Source organism: Leptolyngbya sp. FACHB-541 (genome assembly GCF_014695875.1).
Taxonomy (GTDB): Bacteria; Cyanobacteriota; Cyanobacteriia; order Elainellales; family Elainellaceae; genus JAAUTN01.
Genome location: NZ_JACJPC010000149.1, coordinates 50,733 through 69,449, shown reverse-complemented (window position 1 = coordinate 69,449; position 18,717 = coordinate 50,733). Strand labels below are relative to the sequence as shown.

Annotated in this window: 18 protein-coding genes and 1 other RNA gene; 14 read left to right on the top strand and 5 right to left on the bottom strand. The window is 50.1% G+C overall.

Annotated features, from left to right (window positions below):
• Window positions 1-364: 364 nt before the first annotated feature.
• Window positions 365-1,513, top strand: a complete 1,149-nt coding sequence (locus tag H6G00_RS33810) for a WD40 repeat domain-containing protein (protein ID WP_190800084.1) — start codon at window positions 365-367, stop codon at window positions 1,511-1,513.
• A gap of 15 nt (window positions 1,514-1,528) precedes the next feature.
• Here the strand turns inward: H6G00_RS33810 and H6G00_RS33805 are convergent, their stop codons facing one another.
• On the bottom strand, window positions 1,529-2,014 hold the full coding sequence (locus H6G00_RS33805; RefSeq protein ID WP_199318870.1) for an NUDIX domain-containing protein: 486 nt from the start codon (window positions 2,012-2,014) through the stop codon (window positions 1,529-1,531).
• Window positions 2,015-2,237: 223 nt separating this feature from the next.
• Here H6G00_RS33805 and mgtE point away from each other — a divergent pair, with 223 nt between their 5' ends.
• Window positions 2,238-3,581, top strand: coding sequence for a magnesium transporter (mgtE, locus tag H6G00_RS33800; protein WP_190800083.1), 1,344 nt, complete (start codon window positions 2,238-2,240; stop codon window positions 3,579-3,581).
• Between the two features lie 81 nt (window positions 3,582-3,662).
• On the opposite strand, the gene H6G00_RS33795 is transcribed toward mgtE, so the two are convergent.
• Both H6G00_RS33795 and H6G00_RS33790 read right to left on the bottom strand, forming a co-directional pair.
• On the bottom strand, window positions 3,663-5,156 hold the full coding sequence (locus tag H6G00_RS33795) for an ATP-binding protein (protein WP_190800082.1): 1,494 nt from the start codon (window positions 5,154-5,156) through the stop codon (window positions 3,663-3,665).
• A complete protein-coding gene (locus tag H6G00_RS33790; protein ID WP_190642888.1) occupies window positions 5,153-5,836 on the bottom strand; it encodes a response regulator transcription factor in 684 nt (227 codons plus the stop codon). The genes H6G00_RS33795 and H6G00_RS33790 overlap by 4 nt, the downstream gene beginning before the upstream one ends.
• 172 nt (window positions 5,837-6,008) lie before the next feature.
• On the opposite strand from H6G00_RS33790, the gene H6G00_RS33785 reads away from it, so the two are divergent.
• Entirely contained in the window at window positions 6,009-6,620 is a 612-nt protein-coding gene (locus H6G00_RS33785; RefSeq protein WP_190800081.1) for a hypothetical protein, read from the top strand.
• Between the two features lie 164 nt (window positions 6,621-6,784).
• Here the strand turns inward: H6G00_RS33785 and H6G00_RS33780 are convergent, their stop codons facing one another.
• Window positions 6,785-7,150 carry a helix-turn-helix domain-containing protein gene (locus H6G00_RS33780; protein WP_190642886.1) on the bottom strand — a complete coding sequence of 122 codons (366 nt, stop codon included), beginning with the start codon at window positions 7,148-7,150 and terminating at the stop codon, window positions 6,785-6,787.
• Between the two features lie 113 nt (window positions 7,151-7,263).
• Between H6G00_RS33780 and H6G00_RS33775 the strand changes: the two genes are divergently transcribed.
• Window positions 7,264-8,289, top strand: coding sequence for a zinc-binding alcohol dehydrogenase family protein (locus tag H6G00_RS33775; RefSeq protein ID WP_190642885.1), 1,026 nt, complete (start codon window positions 7,264-7,266; stop codon window positions 8,287-8,289).
• A 140-nt stretch (window positions 8,290-8,429) separates the two neighbouring features.
• Window positions 8,430-8,852, top strand: coding sequence for a response regulator (locus tag H6G00_RS33770; protein WP_190800107.1), 423 nt, complete (start codon window positions 8,430-8,432; stop codon window positions 8,850-8,852).
• A 24-nt stretch (window positions 8,853-8,876) separates the two neighbouring features.
• Here H6G00_RS33770 and ssrA read toward each other — a convergent pair.
• Window positions 8,877-9,264, bottom strand: a transfer-messenger RNA (tmRNA) gene (gene ssrA, locus H6G00_RS33765).
• A gap of 191 nt (window positions 9,265-9,455) precedes the next feature.
• On the opposite strand from ssrA, the gene purC reads away from it, so the two are divergent.
• The 9 genes from purC to nadA all read left to right on the top strand — a co-directional run bounded on the left by purC (window position 9,456) and on the right by nadA (window position 18,666).
• Entirely contained in the window at window positions 9,456-10,190 is a 735-nt protein-coding gene (purC, locus tag H6G00_RS33760; protein WP_190800106.1) for a phosphoribosylaminoimidazolesuccinocarboxamide synthase, read from the top strand.
• A gap of 181 nt (window positions 10,191-10,371) precedes the next feature.
• A complete protein-coding gene (locus H6G00_RS33755; protein ID WP_190800080.1) occupies window positions 10,372-12,672 on the top strand; it encodes a BamA/TamA family outer membrane protein in 2,301 nt (766 codons plus the stop codon).
• A 90-nt stretch (window positions 12,673-12,762) separates the two neighbouring features.
• Window positions 12,763-13,653 (top strand): UDP-3-O-acyl-N-acetylglucosamine deacetylase, encoded by an 891-nt coding sequence (lpxC, locus tag H6G00_RS33750; RefSeq protein WP_190800079.1) that lies wholly within the window; start codon window positions 12,763-12,765, stop codon window positions 13,651-13,653.
• 82 nt (window positions 13,654-13,735) lie between these two features.
• Window positions 13,736-14,248: a 3-hydroxyacyl-ACP dehydratase FabZ gene (gene fabZ, locus H6G00_RS33745; protein ID WP_190642883.1), complete on the top strand. Its 513-nt coding sequence runs from the start codon at window positions 13,736-13,738 to the stop codon at window positions 14,246-14,248.
• A gap of 62 nt (window positions 14,249-14,310) precedes the next feature.
• Window positions 14,311-15,138, top strand: coding sequence for an acyl-ACP--UDP-N-acetylglucosamine O-acyltransferase (gene lpxA, locus H6G00_RS33740; RefSeq protein ID WP_190800078.1), 828 nt, complete (start codon window positions 14,311-14,313; stop codon window positions 15,136-15,138).
• A 14-nt stretch (window positions 15,139-15,152) separates the two neighbouring features.
• Entirely contained in the window at window positions 15,153-16,307 is a 1,155-nt protein-coding gene (gene lpxB / locus H6G00_RS33735; RefSeq protein ID WP_190800105.1) for a lipid-A-disaccharide synthase, read from the top strand.
• Between the two features lie 204 nt (window positions 16,308-16,511).
• Window positions 16,512-16,901, top strand: coding sequence for a hypothetical protein (locus H6G00_RS33730; protein ID WP_190686482.1), 390 nt, complete (start codon window positions 16,512-16,514; stop codon window positions 16,899-16,901).
• A gap of 221 nt (window positions 16,902-17,122) precedes the next feature.
• On the top strand, window positions 17,123-17,323 hold the full coding sequence (locus H6G00_RS33725; protein ID WP_190800077.1) for a hypothetical protein: 201 nt from the start codon (window positions 17,123-17,125) through the stop codon (window positions 17,321-17,323).
• A gap of 368 nt (window positions 17,324-17,691) precedes the next feature.
• Entirely contained in the window at window positions 17,692-18,666 is a 975-nt protein-coding gene (gene nadA, locus H6G00_RS33720; protein WP_190800076.1) for a quinolinate synthase NadA, read from the top strand.
• Window positions 18,667-18,717 lie beyond the last annotated feature (51 nt).

Below are 18,717 nucleotides of genomic sequence, written 5' to 3'. Positions count from 1 at the left end.
GGGGGTTCCCCCAACCCCCCAGCAGGGGACGTGCTCGTCCCCCAAACCCCCTCCGCAAGGGATTGGGGTTTCGTGGCAGGACGCGCTTCGCATTAGTGAGTGGCAGGGGACTGCTGAACGTTTAACAGCAAATAGTGCTCAACAGTAGACTTCCTGCGTGAATGGTAGCACGGCTCCGCCGCGCTACCATTCACGCTTCAAACAGTGATTCATGCAGGAGGTCTAGTGTTATGACTTTGCGGGAAGAAAAGGCGATGGGAAGATGAGAATAGTGTGAAAAGTTTTACAACACTAAACTGTTTCACGAAACCTGAACACTCGGCTTTGATTCTTTAAAGGTAGTACGAGTTCCGGCTTTGAAATGATGATAGGACAAATTTTTAAGCGATCGCCCCTCCTCTTCACAGGTTTAGTAGGTCTGATGGCGATCGCCACCGCAAGCTGCACTGCCATTCCAACTGCACGAGAAAATGGTGGTCAAAGCACAGTGGCTACCGTAATGGTAGCGGATTGGCAAGAGGCACAATTGCTGCACACCTTACCCGGACATTCTAATAGCCGTTTGATTGATGTTCGCTCTATGACGATCAGTGCAGATGGTTCATCGCTGATCAGCGTTGGCATGAGTGGCAGCGAACCGAACGAGGAGGGATCGTATGACGGCGAAGTGAGAATATGGAATTTGGAGTTGGGTGAACTGACTTCTACAATACCTGGGCTGTTTGATGAAATGTCTGTTGTGACGGTGGGGGCTGATCGCCAAACCTTGGTGGTAGGCGATCGCTCTTACAACATTCAGCTTTGGAACCTGGAGACGGGAGACAAGCTTCAGACCCTACCCAACATTGGCTATCTGACTGAACTACTCATTTTGAGTCAGGATGGGAAAACGTTAATTACTGCCAATCCAGACGATCAGACGGTGCAGGTGTGGGATGTAGAAAGCCAGCAAGTTAAACGAAGTTTTAACGCAGCTCATGAGGCAATTGTGATTGAGGGAAGCGATCGCTCTGTAGAAGTTCCCGGTAGGCTTTCCAGAATTGCTCTGAGCGATGATGATGGTAAAACACTCGCCACTACAGGATTAGACAAAATTATCAAGCTCTGGAATCTGGAAACAGGGGAACTCATTCTCACGTTCCCAACTGATCATGAGTATCCAATTCATGCACTCACTTTCAGTCCCGATGGTGAGACGCTGGTAAGCGGCAGTTCTGATAACACCGTTAAACTGTGGAGTCAGGAAGGTGAGCTTTTGCACACCCTCACCGGACATTCGGCAACTGTTCTCTCCCTGCAATACAGCCCCAATGGAGAGGTTTTAGCCACTAGCGATTTGGATAGCACAGTCAAACTGTGGAATCCGACAACCGGTGAGTTGATTCAAACACTAGCAGAAGAACCTGTGCGAGAGGGTGGAACAAGCACTTCTCTCACTTTTAGCCCTAATGGTGAAATCTTGGCAGGTGTAAACTACGACGGCACGATTAAAGTGTGGCAAGTATCTCATTAACAGAGAGTCTCAAGGTCAAGCATTCAAATTAATCATCGAACTTGCCTGCTGCACAATTTGCTTTTCACCTTTGAACGCCAGAAGTTCTAACGCCTGCTCAAGGCTGACCCATCGTGCTTCATGGACTTCGTGATCGTGGTCCTGGACATCACCACTTTCGTAAGCTAGCAGGAAGAAGTGAACGAACTTGTGAAAGCGCACTCGCTGCCCCTCCAGATCGCCAATGTACCAGTATTCAATGACGTCGATGGGCTGAATCAGCTGGGTTTGAATTCCCGCTTCCTCTCGCACTTCTCGCAAAGCTGTTATTTCTGGAGTTTCGCCTAAATCTACAATTCCTTTGGGCAGCTGCCACCGCAATTTGGTTCCCACAGAGACAATCACAATTTCAGCCGTCGCTGCTCCAGGACGAAATGCCACCCCGCCCGCTGAGACTTGCTGAACGGTCGAAAGTTTGCTTCTTTCCGGTTTGGACTGCTCCATCGAATTAAAATTCACCACTGCTTTAAAGTACTTAAGGAAGAGACAAACAACTTCTGCCGGATGAGGGCTACCAATTTGGGTATTCGAGAGAGTAACATAAAAATTAGCAATGCCTCTTTAGGCATTGATGCCGAGTTAATCAGTTTTATGGACCGAAGTCCATCACTTAGTACTATTGTTCATCTCCCCTAACCTGGTGAGCTAAGTCTCCCTGCGCGGGGGAGGCTTAGGAGGTTGTGTCATGCTCACTCAGGACGCTCGCGATACGCTGCTGGATATTCAAGATTTTAATCGGCTCAAGCTAGAGCTAAATTATTTACCCGCTGTTGATGTGGGCGACTACATTACAGAACTTCCCCCAGAGCGACAAGCGATCGCCTTCCGCCTGCTCAACAAAATCCAGGCAACTGAGGTATTTGAATACCTGCCGCCAGAGGTGCAGGAATCGCTGATTAGCTCTCTTCAAGACGCGCAGGTGCATCAAATCATCGAAGCAATGCGCCCTGACGACCGGGCAGAATTGTTTGACGAACTGCCCGCTAGAATCGTGCGGCGGCTGTTGGCTCAAATGAGTTCTGGAGAACGCCAGGCAACCGCCACGATTCTCGGTTACCCAGAAGGCACCGCCGGGCGGGTAATGACGACGGAATATGTACGGTTGCGGCAGGGCTTGACTGTGGGTGAGGCACTGAGCAAGATTCGCCAGTCAGACCAGGATAAGGAAACGGTCTACTACGCCTACGTGACGGATGATGAGCGGCGGCTGGTGCGAGTGATATCGCTGCGCCAGCTTTTGTTCTCCATTCCCGATGCGCTGATCCGAGATGTGGCAAGCGATCGCGTCATTAAAGCCTACACCACTATGCCTCAAGAGGAAGTGGCGCAACTGATGAAGCGCTATGACTTGCTAGCGCTACCTGTGGTTGACCGAGAAGATCGTCTGGTGGGCATTATCACTATCGACGATGTTATCGACATTCTCGAAGAAGAAGCCACCGAAGATATCCAAAAACTCGCAGGTGTGAGTGGTGACGAAGCTGCCCTCTCCCCTCCCGCAGTCACCATTCGCAAACGTCTGCCATGGCTCTTGGGCAACATTGGGCTATACATTGGCGCGGCTAGTGCGATCGCCCCTTTTCAGCAGGTGATCTCCGTTGTGCCTGTGCTAGCGGTGATCATGCCCATCCTCTCTAACACAAGCGGCAACGTTGCGATTCAAGCGCTTTCCGTCACCGTGCGCGGACTAGGAATTGGCGAAGTCACTCCCAAAGACACCCTCCGTATTCTTCGTAAAGAACTATTGGCAGGACTGGGAACTGCTTTAGCATTAGGTTTCACTTTAGCAGTTCTATCTTTGATCTGGTCTGCTCCCCAAGAACGCTGGGTTGGTGCAGTCGCAGGCTCTGTCATGGTGATTAATGTATTTGTCGCTGCGACTGCCGGAACGCTCCTTCCAATGGGACTCAAGCGGTTAAACCTTGACCCCGCTTTGATTAGTGGCCCGTTACTCACTACTACTCTGGATGCGATCGGTTTTTTGACCTTCTTGGGGTTGGTTTCAGTCACGCTGGACCTTTTAGGGTGAGAGCGATCGCACCAAAGAATTATCATCTCATCCTATTACTCAATCACTTTTGCAAGAGATTCAAGCTCAGAATGGATAAAGTTAGGATGAGACTTCTGTAACGTGCGGTGCGATCGCCAAGCTTAATGTAAACGAAGTTTGGTTCGGTGCGTCTGGATCAAGCGTGAGATCGCCACCATGAGCGCGGGCAATTTCTCTGGCTAAGCTAAGTCCCAGTCCGGTTCCGTCAACTTTGCGGGTGTGAGCCGGGTCGCCACGGTGAAAGCGATCGAAGATGCGGTGACGGTCAGCGGCAGAAAGCTCTTTTGAAGCATTGCTGAATGTGACTAACACCATTGTGGACTGTTGCTTGGCATCAATCCGCAACCAGCCAGTCGGCAGGTTATATTTAATGGTATTGCTCAAAAGGTTTTGTAGCACCTGAATGAGTAAGTCGCGATCGCCCCAAACCCTTAGACCATCAGCAATTTCAGTCTGCACAGTGAGTTCGGGTGCAAGTAATTCCAAATCATCAACCATCTCAACCAGAATTGCAGACAAATCTACCTCAGCTTGATACAGGCTCATCTGTCCGGCATCGGCAAGGGAAAGCAACAGCAGTTTTCGCACAATCTCACTTAAGCGATGCGCCTCATCAAACAAACTGCCCAACCGCTGCTGCATCTCTGATCCTGCTTCAGCTTGTTGTAGCGTGCGATCGAGTTCACCTTGTAAGATCGTGAGTGGCGTTTTTAGCTCGTGGGCAGCATCGGCACTAAACCGAGAAGCCTGCTTAAAGCTGCGCTCCAGCCGCTCTAACATCTGATTGAAGACCTGGATCAATTCCACAAATTCTACATCGATCGCCTGACTGGAAAGTCGCTGGTCAAGTCCTTTTGCGGAAACATGTTGGATTGCATCAGTGAGTTGGTGAATCGGACGCAACGCTTGACCTGATAGCGTCCAGGCTCCTACCGCTACCAAAATTAACACTACAGGAATTGAGATCAGAAAAATATTGCGGATAACGACCATTTCCTGATCGATACTTTGCAAACTCACCGCGATCGCCACCTCAGATTGAGGAAATCGAATCGCACCAATACGCCAGGCTCCGCTAGTTTTGTATCGAGTTGCAAAGGGAAAGTTTGACAATCGGTCAGTTAGGGGGCGATCGCCCCTCATTCTTCTATCCTGATTGGGAGGTACTGTTTCAGGTAAATCAGTCGGTTCGGGCAACAGTCGAAATAGCGCTGATGCATCCAAATCCGCTGTCCAATTTGCCGACTGGTACAGCACACTGTTTCCCTGGGTAACCTGCAAAGCCACTAAACCAGTGCCCAACTCGCGGGATAGCATCGATTCATAGAACTGCCAGCGTTCTTCTTCTCCCAGGTGATGGGTTCGTTCTGGTGTACCGCGATCGCCATCGGGCAAACGCACGGATCGCCTCAATTGATTTTCAAGGCTGGCATCCAAACGGCTGACTTTTGCATCGTAAATTAGCTTCCAGGAGACGACGCTAAATCCAACTAGCCCGCTGCCTGCCAGCAACACCAACAGCAGCGCCAGCCGTAGGCGAAATGACCGCTTCATGACTGAGGATCAGGTTGACGGAACCGATAGCCGACTCCGCGAACACTTTCGATCCAGCTTGGGTTGCCAGTTGGGTCAACTTTTTTGCGAATTCGCTGAATGCAAACGTCCACCACATTGGTGCTGGGATTAAAGTTATAGCCCCAAACATGCTCCAAGATTTGCGTTCGGGTGAAGACGCGACCGGGCGATCGCATCAAATATTCCAACAGATTAAATTCGCGGCTGGTGAGTTCAACAATTTGCTGATCGCAGGTGACTTCGCGAGTAATGCGATCAAGCTTCAGTGTCCCAACGGTGAGTAAATTTTGGCGTTCTCCGATGCTGCGGCGTACGACGGCATGAATTCGGGCAACCAGTTCTTCTACAAAAAATGGCTTGGCGATGTAGTCGTCGGCTCCTAAGTTCAATCCTTCCAGGCGATCGTCGAGTTCATTGCGGGCGGTTAGCAAAATTACGGGCACATTTCGCCCTGCCCGACGCAAACTCTTGAGAATCGACAGCCCATCCTTGCCAGGAATCATGATGTCTAGCACCAGCACATCGTATTCGTGGTCGATGGCGCGATCGCATCCTTCATTGCCGTTGTCGCAATAGTCCACGATAAAGCCATGTTCTTTGAGTCCGGCTTGAACAAAGTCTGCAATTTTTACTTCATCTTCGACTAACAAAACGTTCATACAATGCCCGGTGCCACTTCTCAAGTATAAAGTTGCCCATCTTGAGTTCAAATTACAGTTTTGTAATTTTTGTCAGCCCTCATTTGTCATCTTCAACAGAGTTAATCAAATTAGGCACTGAAGGAACTGATTCAGATATGCCTATCACGTTCACACCAAAAAGGTATTTCTCATGATTCGATTACTCATTGCATCCTCACTGTTAGTCGGCACTATGGGTTTAACGCTGTACCAAGCCAATCCAGCTACTTCACTTGAAATGGGGGCATCTTCAGAGGCGATTACCCCAACGGGGGAAGTGCTTCGCATCGCCCAAGCTACTCCACAAGAGCCGAGAGAAGGACGGGCTCGTCGTCAAATTGATTTTGCCGCTGCTGCTTCTGAGCTTGACACTTCTGAAGCCGAACTGCGAGAAGCTTTGGGAATTTCTGCGGATTCATCCACTGAACCAGGACAACGTCAACGACTGGACATTCCAGGAGCAGCCACCCGCCTGAATGTGACAGAAGAACGTTTAGTTGAAGCCCTAGGAATTCCACCCCGTCGACCCCGTCCTGATTTTGCCGCTGCTGCTGCAACATTGGGTGTGACTGAAGATGAGCTGACAGCAGCTTTGGGCATTCCCGAGAATCCACCAGCGGAGGGCGAGCAAGCAGGTCGTCCACCTCGCCCTGATTTTGTCGCTGCCGCAGAAACGTTAGGTGTAACTGAACAACAATTGAGGGAAGCGCTAGGAGTTCCAGACTGTCAGCAGGAGGGCGATCGCCCCACCACCAACTCCTAGCTTTGTCGTTAAAGATTCCATGAGAAGCTTGAGAAGCTGCACATCGCACTACTAACATAGGGGTTTACAGCAATTTCCATTTGTATAAACCACAAACCCCTGTGGGGGCGGTTCACGAACCGCCCCTACGCTATAACTTGCCGATCAGTATAATTTATCTAAGGTTATGCGGACTCATCTTTGGATAATTGTTTTTGCTGATTCAGTCGATTGATGTATTGCTCCCCCCAGTCGCGCATCAGTAGCACAATTGGCTCCAGGCTTTGTCCCAACTCAGTGAGTGAATATTCAACTTTGGGCGGCACTTCGGCATATACTTTCCGATGCACTACACCGTCTGCTTCTAGCTCCCGTAGTTGCAGTGTCAGCATTCTTTGAGTACACCCTTGGGATAAGCGCTGTAACTCATTAAATCGCTTAGTACCTGACAACAAGTGAAATAGAATTACTCCTTTCCACCGTCCTCCAATTACATCCAAAGTGGCATCAACGGGACAGCCGTAGTTGCAATCATACTGGCGATTTTTCATAGTATAACTTTTGATACTACTGCTCAAAAATGTGCGTACTTGGCAATTCTTAAAGTACTTCACATAATCAAATCATAGTACTCAAGCACAGCCACAGTTTTTAGGAGTCATTTATGAAAGCGATCGCCATTGATCAAGCCAAATCTGCCACTGAGACAGACTGTTTTGCTGAAGTTACTCTCGATCTGCCTCCAGTGAGTCCAAGAGACCTATTGGTTAAAGTGAAAGCAGTTTCCGTTAACCCAGTCGATTACAAAGTCAGACGTTCTGTTCAACCTGGGTCTGCTCCTAAAGTATTAGGTTGGGATGCAGCCGGAATTGTAGAACAGGTAGGCAGTGAAGTAACTCTGTTCAAACCAGGAGATGAGGTGTATTACGCAGGCAGCATTATTCGCGCTGGAAGTAATAGTGAGTACCAGGTGGTAGACGAACGGATCGTCGGCAAAAAGCCTGCTAGCCTTTCCTTTGAAGAGGCTGCTGCCCTGCCTCTCACCACGATTACTGCCTGGGAAGCATTGTTTGAACGGTTAGGAATTGAGCCACAAAAAACTCCAGCAAATGAGGCAAGTAAACTGTTGATCATCGGTGGGGCAGGAGGCGTTGGCTCGATCGCCATTCAACTAGCAAAACAAGTGGCTGGGTTGACCATAATTGCAACTGCATCACGCCCAGAAACTGTTGATTGGTGCGTAAGGATGGGTGCTGACTACACGATTAATCACCGTGAGAAGCTTATATCAGAGCTTGAGAAGCTTGGCATTCCGCAGGTTGATTACATCTTGTGTTTGAATGACACAGACGGACATTGGCAGAACATGGCAGATGTAATCAAACCTCAAGGAAAAATTTGCTCCATTGTTGAAACAGCGCAACCCTTAGATCTGAATTTGCTGAAAAACAAAAGTGTCACCTTTGCTTGGGAGCTAATGTTTACCAAGCCCATGTATGAAACCCCGGACATGCAATCTCAGCATGACCTGCTCAATCAAGTCGCAACTCTGGTCGATCAACAAGTAATTAAAACTACTCTAACTGAGAATTTTGGGCCGCTGAATCCTACTAACTTGGCAAAAGCTCATGCCTTGTTGGAGTCAGGAAAGGCGATCGGGAAAGTTGTTCTCTCTGAAATTGCAACCTAACCTAGAGACTGGTATGGCTCAATAACTATTCAGCATTTTGGCGGAATCGGAAACAAGATGCTAGGAAATAGACTTTAGGGATTCAATTCGATAAATTGAAAGGCACCCCTCCAGTCGTTTCAATGGGTTAGATAGCTGTGATGTCGTCAGAGAGCTATCGGATTTTAATCGTAGATGATGTAGCAGATAATCTATTTCTGCTACAAAACTTTTTGGAGTCAGAAGGGTACACCGTTGACGTGGCTTCTAGTGGGGCGATCGCCCTCGACAAAATGCAGGCTTCACCCCCCGACCTGGTGTTGCTCGACGTAATGATGCCTGAAGTCAACGGATATGAGCTAACCCGAAAAATTCGACGCGACCCCAGGCTGCACGCTCTTCCAGTTGTGCTATTCACAGCCCACATTGAATCTTGCCGCATCAAAGGTTTAGCGGTAGGAGCAAGCGACTTTGTGCGAAAGCCAATTGACTTTGAAGTATTGCACGATATCATCAAAACTTTGTTAGAGCGCAAGAGCGCCAGAAAGCCCTACGACTTTTCTCCGCCGCCAAACCTCTTCTAAGAGGATGAAAACTATTAAGCTAATCAATGGAGCTGACGGGAGTCGAACCCGTGTCCGCTCTGGGTATTAATACTTCGCTCACTCACAGGTTTAGCTTCTCTAGCCCTCGAAGCGGGGATTATCCATTATCCCGGATAACAGGATTCTCTGGTGAAGTCTTAGCCAGTAGGCAACCAGAGGTACCTAACCGGAGCATCCGTTGGGGTTTAGTCTACAGTCCTTAACGGAGTCAAACCGTAGACGCTCGAACCTATAAGAGGTTTTTAGGCAACAGCTAGAGCTGGCTTACGAGCAAAAGAAACGATGTTGTTCGCATCTACTTGTTTTTGAGCCTTAATTCACGAGAGTGGACTCCCTCTCGACCTGTATCACAAAGTAGCGTTCGCCAAAACGTCGAAACCGTTACAGCCCCTTGCATCCTTTCAGTATAGCTCGATGTCCGTCAAACGGGTAGCTGAGGCAAGCGCTCAGCCCCACGGAACCGCAGTCCGCTAGATCTGTCCGCTAGAATTGTTAAGTTCCTTCATTCGAGTGATACCAGGTTGGGGTAAAGTAATGCTTTCCCTGACTTTTTGTTTTGAGAAAAATCTCAACTATCTCTACATGGCTGCTCACCAAAAGCTATACGAAGGCAAAGCGAAGATTCTCTACGCGACAGATGATCCCAACGTTTTGCTGTCTTCTTTCAAGGACGATGCGACTGCTTTCAATGCCCAGAAGCGAGGCAGCATTCAAGGCAAGGGTGAAATCAACTGCGCCATTTCTAGCCATCTATTTCAGTTGCTAGAAGCTCAGGGAATCGCCACCCACTTCCTTGATTGTCCTTCTGCAAATACGATGCGGGTTCGGGCGGTGAAGATTCTGCCGCTAGAAGTTGTCGTCAGGAACATTGCCGCTGGTAGCCTCTGTCAACAAACTGGACTGGAGCTAGGCACTGTCCTGGAGCCGCCGCTGGTTGAGTTTTACTACAAGAATGATGCGTTGGGTGATCCTCTATTGACGAGCGATCGCCTGCTCCTCCTAAACCTAGCAACCTCAGAACAAGTCGAACAGCTTCGAGCCAAAGCCCTCAAAATTAACCAAATCCTTACTGATTTCTTTCAGCAATGTGGAATTACATTGGTGGACTTCAAACTAGAGTTTGGTTTAGACCCGTCTCAAAATTTGCTGCTTGCAGACGAAATTAGCCCCGATACCTGTCGTTTGTGGAACCAATCCGACCCCGACCCCAAACAGCGCGTTATGGATAAAGACCGTTTTCGTCACGATTTAGGAAACGTCGAAGCAGCTTATCAGCAAGTTTTAGACAGAATCCTGGCTAAAGCCGCTCAAATTTAGCCCCTCAACCCGAATAGGCGAATGTTGTTTCATCAATGCTGTAAAATTTCTCCGATTGCTCAGCATCGTTTGCTCAAGATCGTTCGACTTTAAAACGATTGGTTCCTCTGCCTGATTCTCTGTGTCCTTCACCTGCAATGGCAGGTCGTGGTGTGTGGAAGTGCTAAAAAACCCAAACAATATGCGTCTCTCTCCAGTTTTACTGGCAGTCTTTACTGCCTCTGCTGCTCTTGGTCTATCCCGTCCTGCCCAATCGCAAACGTCTGAGGTAGCTCCAGCTACCGGACAAAGCAACGGTTCTGAGATCATTGCACAGACAAATCAGTCTGGTTTGTCTACTTCCGTTCTGTCTGCCTTGCCAACGGTGAGCGCCCCAGAACCCTCCATCGCAAATCTTTGGGCGCAGTCTCCCACATCTCCCCCCATAGCAGACCCTCCGGCAGACGCAGGCAGTCCGCCACCCAACACCCAAACGCCAGTACAGGAAACCCCAAACCAGATTCAGTTTGACATTACGCCGTCTTCGGAGGGCGATGACTCGCTGGATGAGACCCCAGAGACTCCTAGTGTGCCTTCAGAAGACGCGCAGCCTGAGCAAGATGCCCCTCCTCCTGATGTTTCTCCAGCAGATGATCAACCTGGAGCTGAGGAGGATGCACCACCCGCAGGCAGCCCGCCTGCTCCTGCCCCCGACGCAGAAACTTCACCCGCTGAGCCGCGTGTACTCGTCGCAGAAGTAGCAGTAACCGGTGCTGAGGGCGAGCTGCAAGACGTGGTTTATCAAGCGATTCGGACGCAGCCAGGACGCACAACTACTCGTTCACAGTTGCAGGAAGACATCAACTCAATTTTTGCAACGGGCTTTTTCTCAGACGTGCGAGCCGTGCCACAAGATACCCCATTGGGTGTGAGAGTCACGTTTGAAGTAGCACCTAACCCAGTCCTACAGGAAGTTCAAGTTCAAGGCAATCAGGTATTGCCCCAAACGGTAGTAGACGAAATTTTTGCTGAGCAGTACGGCAGCATCCTCAATTTAAGAGAGTTTCAGTTTGGCATTGAGGAGCTTAACCAGTGGTATCAGGACAACGGCTATGTATTGGCTCAGGTCATCGATGCTCCTCAGGTTTCGCCCGATGGAACGGTAACGCTGCTGGTTGCTGAGGGTGAAATTGAAGACATTCAAGTGCTTTTTCTAGGCGAGGATGGCGAGACTGAAGACGAAAACGGGGAACCGATTGAAGGCAAAACCAGAGAATTTATCATTACTCGTGAGTTTGAGTCGCAATCGGGAGACGTGTTTAACCAGACCGCGATCCAGTCAGACTTGCAGCGAGTTTTTGGCTTAGGAATTTTTGAGGATGTCAGGGTTTCACTGAATCCAGGCGATGATCCCCGCAAGGTAGATGTGGTCGTCAATGTGATTGAGCGCAATACAGGCTCCTTGGCAGCAGGGGTTGGTTTTAGCTCGGCTAGCGGTTTGTTTGGCACGGTCAGCTATCAAGAGCAAAACCTGGGCGGCAACAACCAGCGGCTCGGAGCAGAGGTTCAGCTTGGAGAACGGGATGCTCTATTATTTGACCTTAACTTTACTGACCCGTGGATTGCGGGTGATCCCTATCGCACTTCCTACACCGTGAACTTGTTTAACCGCCGATCGATCTCGCTGATTTTTGACGGAGGAGAGAACGAGGTTGAGCTAGAGAATGGCGATCGCCCCCGTGTGCAGCGTTTAGGAGGAGGCGTTAGTTTCAGCCGTCCCCTGGATGAATGGCTGGGATTAGAGAACTGGAGAGCCTCTGCGGGCTTGCAATATCAGCGTGTCTCCCTTCGCGATGGAGATGGAGAAATTACCCCACGAGACGAGCTGGGCAACTTGCTCAGCTTTAACGACGACGGCACCGATGATCTGCTGATCTTCCAGCTTGGACTTGCTCAAGATTTGCGAGACAACCCACTTCAGCCGACTAGCGGCTCTTTGCTACGCCTAAGCACCGAGCAAACCGTCCCTCTCAGTGGCATTCTGTTTAACCGCTTGCGGGCGAGCTACAGTTACTACATCCCGGTAGACTACACCAACTTTACCGAAGGACCAGAAACCTTAGCGCTTAACCTTCAGGCAGGAACTATCTTCGGAGATTTACCTCCCTATGAAGCTTTCTCTCTGGGCGGCACTGATTCTGTCCGAGGCTACGATTCAGGGGAATTGGGCAGTGGTCGTAGCTTTGTTCAAGCAACGGCTGAATACCGTTTTCCGATCTTCGCAATTGTAGGTGGAGCACTGTTTGTCGATGTTGGCTCTGATCTGGGTACCGGAGACAATGTACCGGGCGAGCCAGCCGAAATTCGAGACAAACCTGGGTTTGGTTTTGGCTATGGTGTAGGGGTTCGGGTTCAGTCTCCCCTGGGCGCGATCCGAGTTGACTACGGCTTCAATGACGAGGGTGACAGCAGGCTGCACTTCGGCATTGGGGAAAGGTTTTAGGAAGGATGAGGGATGAAGGGTAGGGTGAGGGAACCAGCAGTGTTCACACCTACTCTTCCCGGCTCCCTACCGTTCGATGAGGGATGAAGGATGAGGGAAATACGGGTGCAGCAGCTAGAACGTAATCCTGAGCGGTTAGTTGAGACTTCACTACAGCACACATTGGCGACCGGGTTTGAGCGGTCAGGGGTCGGTTTGCATTCGGGTTTGTCAACCCATGTCCGGGTCTTGCCTGCGCCAGCGGGAGAGGGGCGCTACTTCGTTCGTGTCGATCAGGCAGGGTTACCCCGCATTCCGGCAAATATCACTGCGGTGAGTCAAACTCTCCTCTCTACAGAGTTGGTCAGTGGGGAGGCTAGCGTTCGCACGGTGGAGCATTTGCTGGCAGCGCTGGCTGGGATGGGAGTTGACAATGCTCGGATTGAAATCGACGGGGCAGAAGTGCCGCTATTGGATGGGTCAGCCCGAGAGTGGGTGGAGGCGATCGCCCACTCTGGTCTAGTTGCCCAGTCTGATCCCCGTTCAGTCTATACGCTCAAGGAACCGATCTGGGTTCACCAGGGCGACGCATTTGTTGCGGCGATACCTGCTCCAGCCTTGCGTTTTACCTACGGCATTGACTTTGACTTGCCTGTGATCGGCAATCAATGGTATAGCTGGACACCAGCCCAAGAAAGTTTTGCAGAGGCGATCGCCCCTGCCCGCACTTTTGGACTGGCGCACCAAATTGAGCAGTTGCAACAAAATGGGTTAATCAAAGGCGGTAGTCTAGAAAATGCGCTGGTTTGTGGAACTGAAGGATGGTTAAACCCACCCCTAAGATTTTCAAATGAGCCAGTGCGTCATAAACTTTTAGACTTAGTAGGGGATTTAAGTTTGTTGGGAATCTTTCCCCTTGTCCATGTTCTAGCCTATAAAGCTAGCCACAGCCTGCACACCCAACTCGCTCGGCTTGTGGCCCAAAATTTTCTGCCCAGCTAGCATCGTTTTAGCGGTGTTGTGAGCAGTTTTCTTTTGCAGTTCTCTTCTAACAAAGCCCTACTTAACCGACCTAACCGAATCCATGTCTACATTAGTTGACGTTCACACACCGACTCCTCTCACAACCGACGCGGAACAAGAGGTGGTAAATCGCCAGCCTAAAAAAGTGTTTACCCTAGAAGAAATTCAGCAACTTCTGCCACACCGCTATCCGTTTTCTCTGGTTGATCGAATCATCGATTATGTGCCTGGCGAACGAGCCGTAGGCATCAAAAACGTCACTTTTAACGAACCCCACTTTCAAGGACACTTTCCTGGGCGACCGATCATGCCCGGAGTGTTAATTGTCGAAGCGATGGCCCAAGTAGGTGGCATCGTTCTCACTCAGCTTCCGGATGTACCCGAAGGCTTACTGATGTTTGCTGGCATCGATAAAGTCCGCTTTCGCCGTCCCGTTGTGCCTGGAGATCAGCTGATCATGACGGTCGATTTGCTTGTCGTGAAGCGACGACGGTTTGGCAAAATGCAGGGACGGGCTGAAGTTGACGGTCAGTTGGTTGCAGAAGGCGAACTGATGTTTTCTCTAGTGGATTAATTGACATAGAAAGTGAATAAAAAGCTGAAAGCGATAGGCTGAAAGCGACTGGAGACCAGCCCTTGACTACTTTGATTCATCCAACTGCTGTAATTCATCCTGGTGCCGAGCTGCACCCCACTGTCAAAGTGGGGCCGTACAGTGTGATTGGGGAAAAGGTAATCGTTGGTGCGGAAACCGTGATTGGGGCACATGTTGTCCTGGATGGCTGGACAGAAATTGGGGAGCACAATCAGATTTTTCCTGGAGCTGTCATTGGGACTGAGCCGCAGGATTTGAAATATGACGGCTCCCTGAGTCTGGTCAAGATTGGCGATCGCAACCGAATTCGAGAATATGTCACCATCAATCGGGCAACTGGAGCGGGGGAAGCTACCATTATCGGCAGCGATACCCTGCTGATGGCCTATGTCCATGTTGGTCACAACTGCATCATCGAAGACCAGGTGATCATTGCCAACGCAGTTGCCTTGGCTGGTCACATTTACATTGAGTCTAAAGCCAGAATTAGCGGCGTACTGGGGATTCACCAGTTTGTCCGCATCGGTCGTCTCGCTATGGTTGGCGGCATGAGCCGAGTTGACCGAGACGTGCCTCCCTACATGCTGGTCGAGGGAAACCCCTCGCGTGTGCGATCGCTTAACCAGGTCGGCTTACGGCGGGCAGGACTAGCCGAGGCAGATGACGGTAAAGTCTTGCAGTCGCTCAAAAAAGCCTTTCGCATGATCTACCGCTCTGGACTCACCCTTAATCAAGCGATCGAACAATTTGACCTGCTGCCCGACAACGAACACCTCCAACACCTGCGCCAATTTCTGATCGCAGCCCAAGTGAAAGGACGACGCGGACTGACTCCAGGGCGAGGGGGAAAGGGCAAGGATGAAGGATGAGAGATGACAGGCAAATCCGTATCTTTATCAGTACGGGTGAGGTCTCTGGCGATCTCCAGGGCGCATTGCTGGTAAAAGCTTTGCGAGATCGGGCTAAGCAAAGTGGGCTAAACCTGGAGATTCTCGCATTGGGCGGAAAACGTATGGCAGCGGCAGGGGCAACTCTGCTAGGCGACACTAGCGCCATTGGCTCGATCGGAATTTTTGAATCTTTACCCTACGTCCTGCCCACCCTGCAAATGCAGCGGCGAGTGAAGCGCTATTTGCGCCAAAATCCGCCTGACCTGGTGGTCATGATTGACTATCTCGCCCCTAATTTGGGAATTGGCAGCTACGTAAAGCGGCATTTTCCCCAGATTCCTGTGGTTTACTACATTGCGCCGCAGGAGTGGGTCTGGTCGTTGGGCGCAAACAAAACAAAACGCGTGGTAGAACTTGTTGATCGGCTACTGGCAATTTTTCCAGAAGAAGCCTGCTACTACGAAAAGTGGGGAGCCGATGTCACCTGGGTAGGGCATCCTCTGGTTGACCGGATGCAGTCAACACCCAGCCGATCGCAGGCGCGAGAAGCTTTGGGAATAGCGCCCGATCAGGTGGCGATCGCCCTCCTCCCTGCCTCTCGCCACCAGGAAGTGAAGTATCTGCTGCCTGTCATCTTTGAAGCCGCTCGTCGCATTCAGGCACAACTGCCGCACGTAGAGTTCTGGGTGCCGCTGTCGCTTGAGGCATATCGCCGTCCGGTTGAGCAAGCGATTCAGACTTACGGTTTACGAGCAACTCTAGTGACTGAACAGGTGCAAACCGTCTTTGCTGCAATGGATCTGGCGATCGCCAAGTCGGGAACGGTCAACCTGGAGCTTGCCCTGCTCGACATTCCGCAGGTCGTGCTGTATCGGGTTAGTCCTCTCACCGCCTGGATTGCCCAAAACATTCTAAAATTCAAAATCCCGTTCATGTCGCCGCCTAACCTAGTCGAGATGCAGCCTATCGTGCCAGAGTTACTTCAGGACGATGCGACCCCAGAGAGCGTCACCCACACCGCCCTGAAACTGCTGCAGCCAGAAGCCAGGCAGCAAATGCTAGCAGACTATCAGAAGATGCGTCAGGCTTTAGGGGAACCGGGAGTGTGCGATCGCGCTGCCCACGAAATTCTCAGCCTTGTACTTTAGTCATTAGCTGCACATCGCGCCACTGCAACCTATTCAGAAGGCGATCGTCAGATTTACTCTGTAGCCTCTTTTTAGAGAAACGTTATTACGCGACAAAACGTAAAATCAAGCAAGCTCTGCGCCAGTGAGTGACTGATTGTTCTACTGGTGAGTGCGATCTTGACAGATACCAACCGTCACAGCACTTAGGGTGCTGATTAAGCCATGAAATCTATCCTCTTCTCTACCACTTTAATTGCATCCCTTGCGTTGATTCCTGCGGGAGAAGCCGCTGCTCAACTCATTCCTCAACCCTGGGTGTCGGTCGGTAGCCGCAATGACGAAACTACCTTTTCAATTGGTGCAAGAGCCTTAAACCTGGGAGTCGAGTTTGGGCTGGGAACTGAGGACTCAACCGGAGTTGATGCCCTGGCATTTGTGAATCTGCCCCTGATCGATCAGGTTTCTCCCTACGTCGGTTTAGGACTTTACTCAGAAGACCAGGGAGTTGCTGTTTCTGGTGGAGTCCAGATTAACCCCACCGACAATCTTATCTTAGGTGCAGGCTACCACTCCATTCGAGGAGTGAATGGGCAAGTCGGCTTTAGATTTTGAGCGCTGACCTATTGCGCTCCCTCAGCAGCGTGAGTTGCTACAGCGGATGTTTAACTTCTATCACTGAGTCTTTGCAAAAACTTGAATTTTGAAAACAAGGCTTTATGCAGTGATATAGATCACCTCTGTAGAAGGAAATAATCACACAAAAGCTGCACCTCAATCACGTCTGATTTGTTCCGAATGACCGATAGTTTTAACATCGCTTAATCTCTAGCCAGATGCAGACTCAAGCCTCCGTTTACCAGATCCCTTTGGAAGATTTGGTTGAACAAATTTTGTTTTCCCGCAAAATCACTCGCGTTGAAGAGAGCCGTCTTGTCTCTGCTTTATCTCAAAATGCTTTAGCAGAAGAGCAGCGAGCGTTAATTCATCGAGTGCTATATGGCTTGCGTCACGATCTCCTGCAAGTCGTAGATTGAACCCGCAAAAAGTTTAGAGGGCTGATTCCTCTTGCAATTCATGCTCCTGAGGCCACGCCATGTGCGTGGCTGTTTTGTTGAATGGAGCACTCGAATATTGGTATTTCAAGACAAAACTCCCACCCTTCACTCTTCCTGCACCTAAGCTGCGTGTAGAAGGATAAGGAATGCGAACTGGTGCCTATTTACTGGACTTTGGGCAATGAAATGGGTAAAGCAGTCCTGTCCATCCTGCGGCTGGTGTGTGGGCTGGGATCTCTGCGGATTCACTTCAGGATTTTGGAGCAGGAATAGTCATGTTGTTTTTGGTAAAAACAACTATAATCAGGAGGCTTCCGAGTTCACTCTACTAACAGCGTTTTTTTACTGTGTTCACTACTGCACCGTCTAAACTCGACCAAAACCAATTGTCTGCCTTGCCTCGTGACTTGTTTCAGGCAATTCAAACCTTAAAGCGAGAATTAAATGCTGTGGTCTTGGCTCACTACTATCAAGACCCCGATATTCAGGACATCGCAGACTACATTGGAGATTCATTAGGGCTGTCTCAACAAGCGGCTAACACCAACGCCGAGGTAATTGTTTTTGCCGGAGTTCACTTCATGGCAGAAACCGCCAAAATTCTCAACCCCAACAAGCTTGTGCTGTTGCCTGACCTGGATGCAGGATGTTCCCTAGCAGATAGCTGTCCGCCCGAGTCCTTTGCCGCCTTCAAAGCAGCCCATCCTGATCATCTTGTAGTTTCCTATATCAACTGCACGGCTGAGATCAAGGCAATGAGTGACATCATTTGCACTAGCTCGAATGCCGTCCAGATCGTTAACCAGATTCCCAAAGATCAGCCGATTATTTTTGCGCCCGATCGCAACCTGGGACGCTACGTCATGGCAGAAACAGGGCGCGACCTGGTGCTCTGGGACGGGGCTTGCATGGTACACGAAAACTTTTCTGAAAAGAAAATGGTGCAGCTTCAAGTTGCTCACCCGTCCGCCGAGGTAATCGCTCACCCTGAATGTGAACCTGCTGTTTTGCGCCATGCTTCCTACATTGGCTCGACGACTGCGCTGTTGAAGTACGCTCAAAAAAGCTCCAAGCAGGCATTTATTGTGGTGACAGAATCGGGGATCATTCACCAGATGCAGAAACAGGCTCCCGATAAGCAGTTCATCCCTGCCCCGCCAATGAATAGCTGCGCTTGCAACGAGTGTCCTCACATGCGACTGAATACTCTGGAGAAGCTCTATCTGTGCATGAAAAATCGCACACCCGAAATTACTCTTCCAGGCGATATTCAGGCTGCAGCACTGCGTCCAATTCAGCGAATGCTGGAAATGAGTGTGTAGGAACTGTGAGTTGCTAGGCATTCTGCCTTGTGTCAGGTGGACAATGCCCAC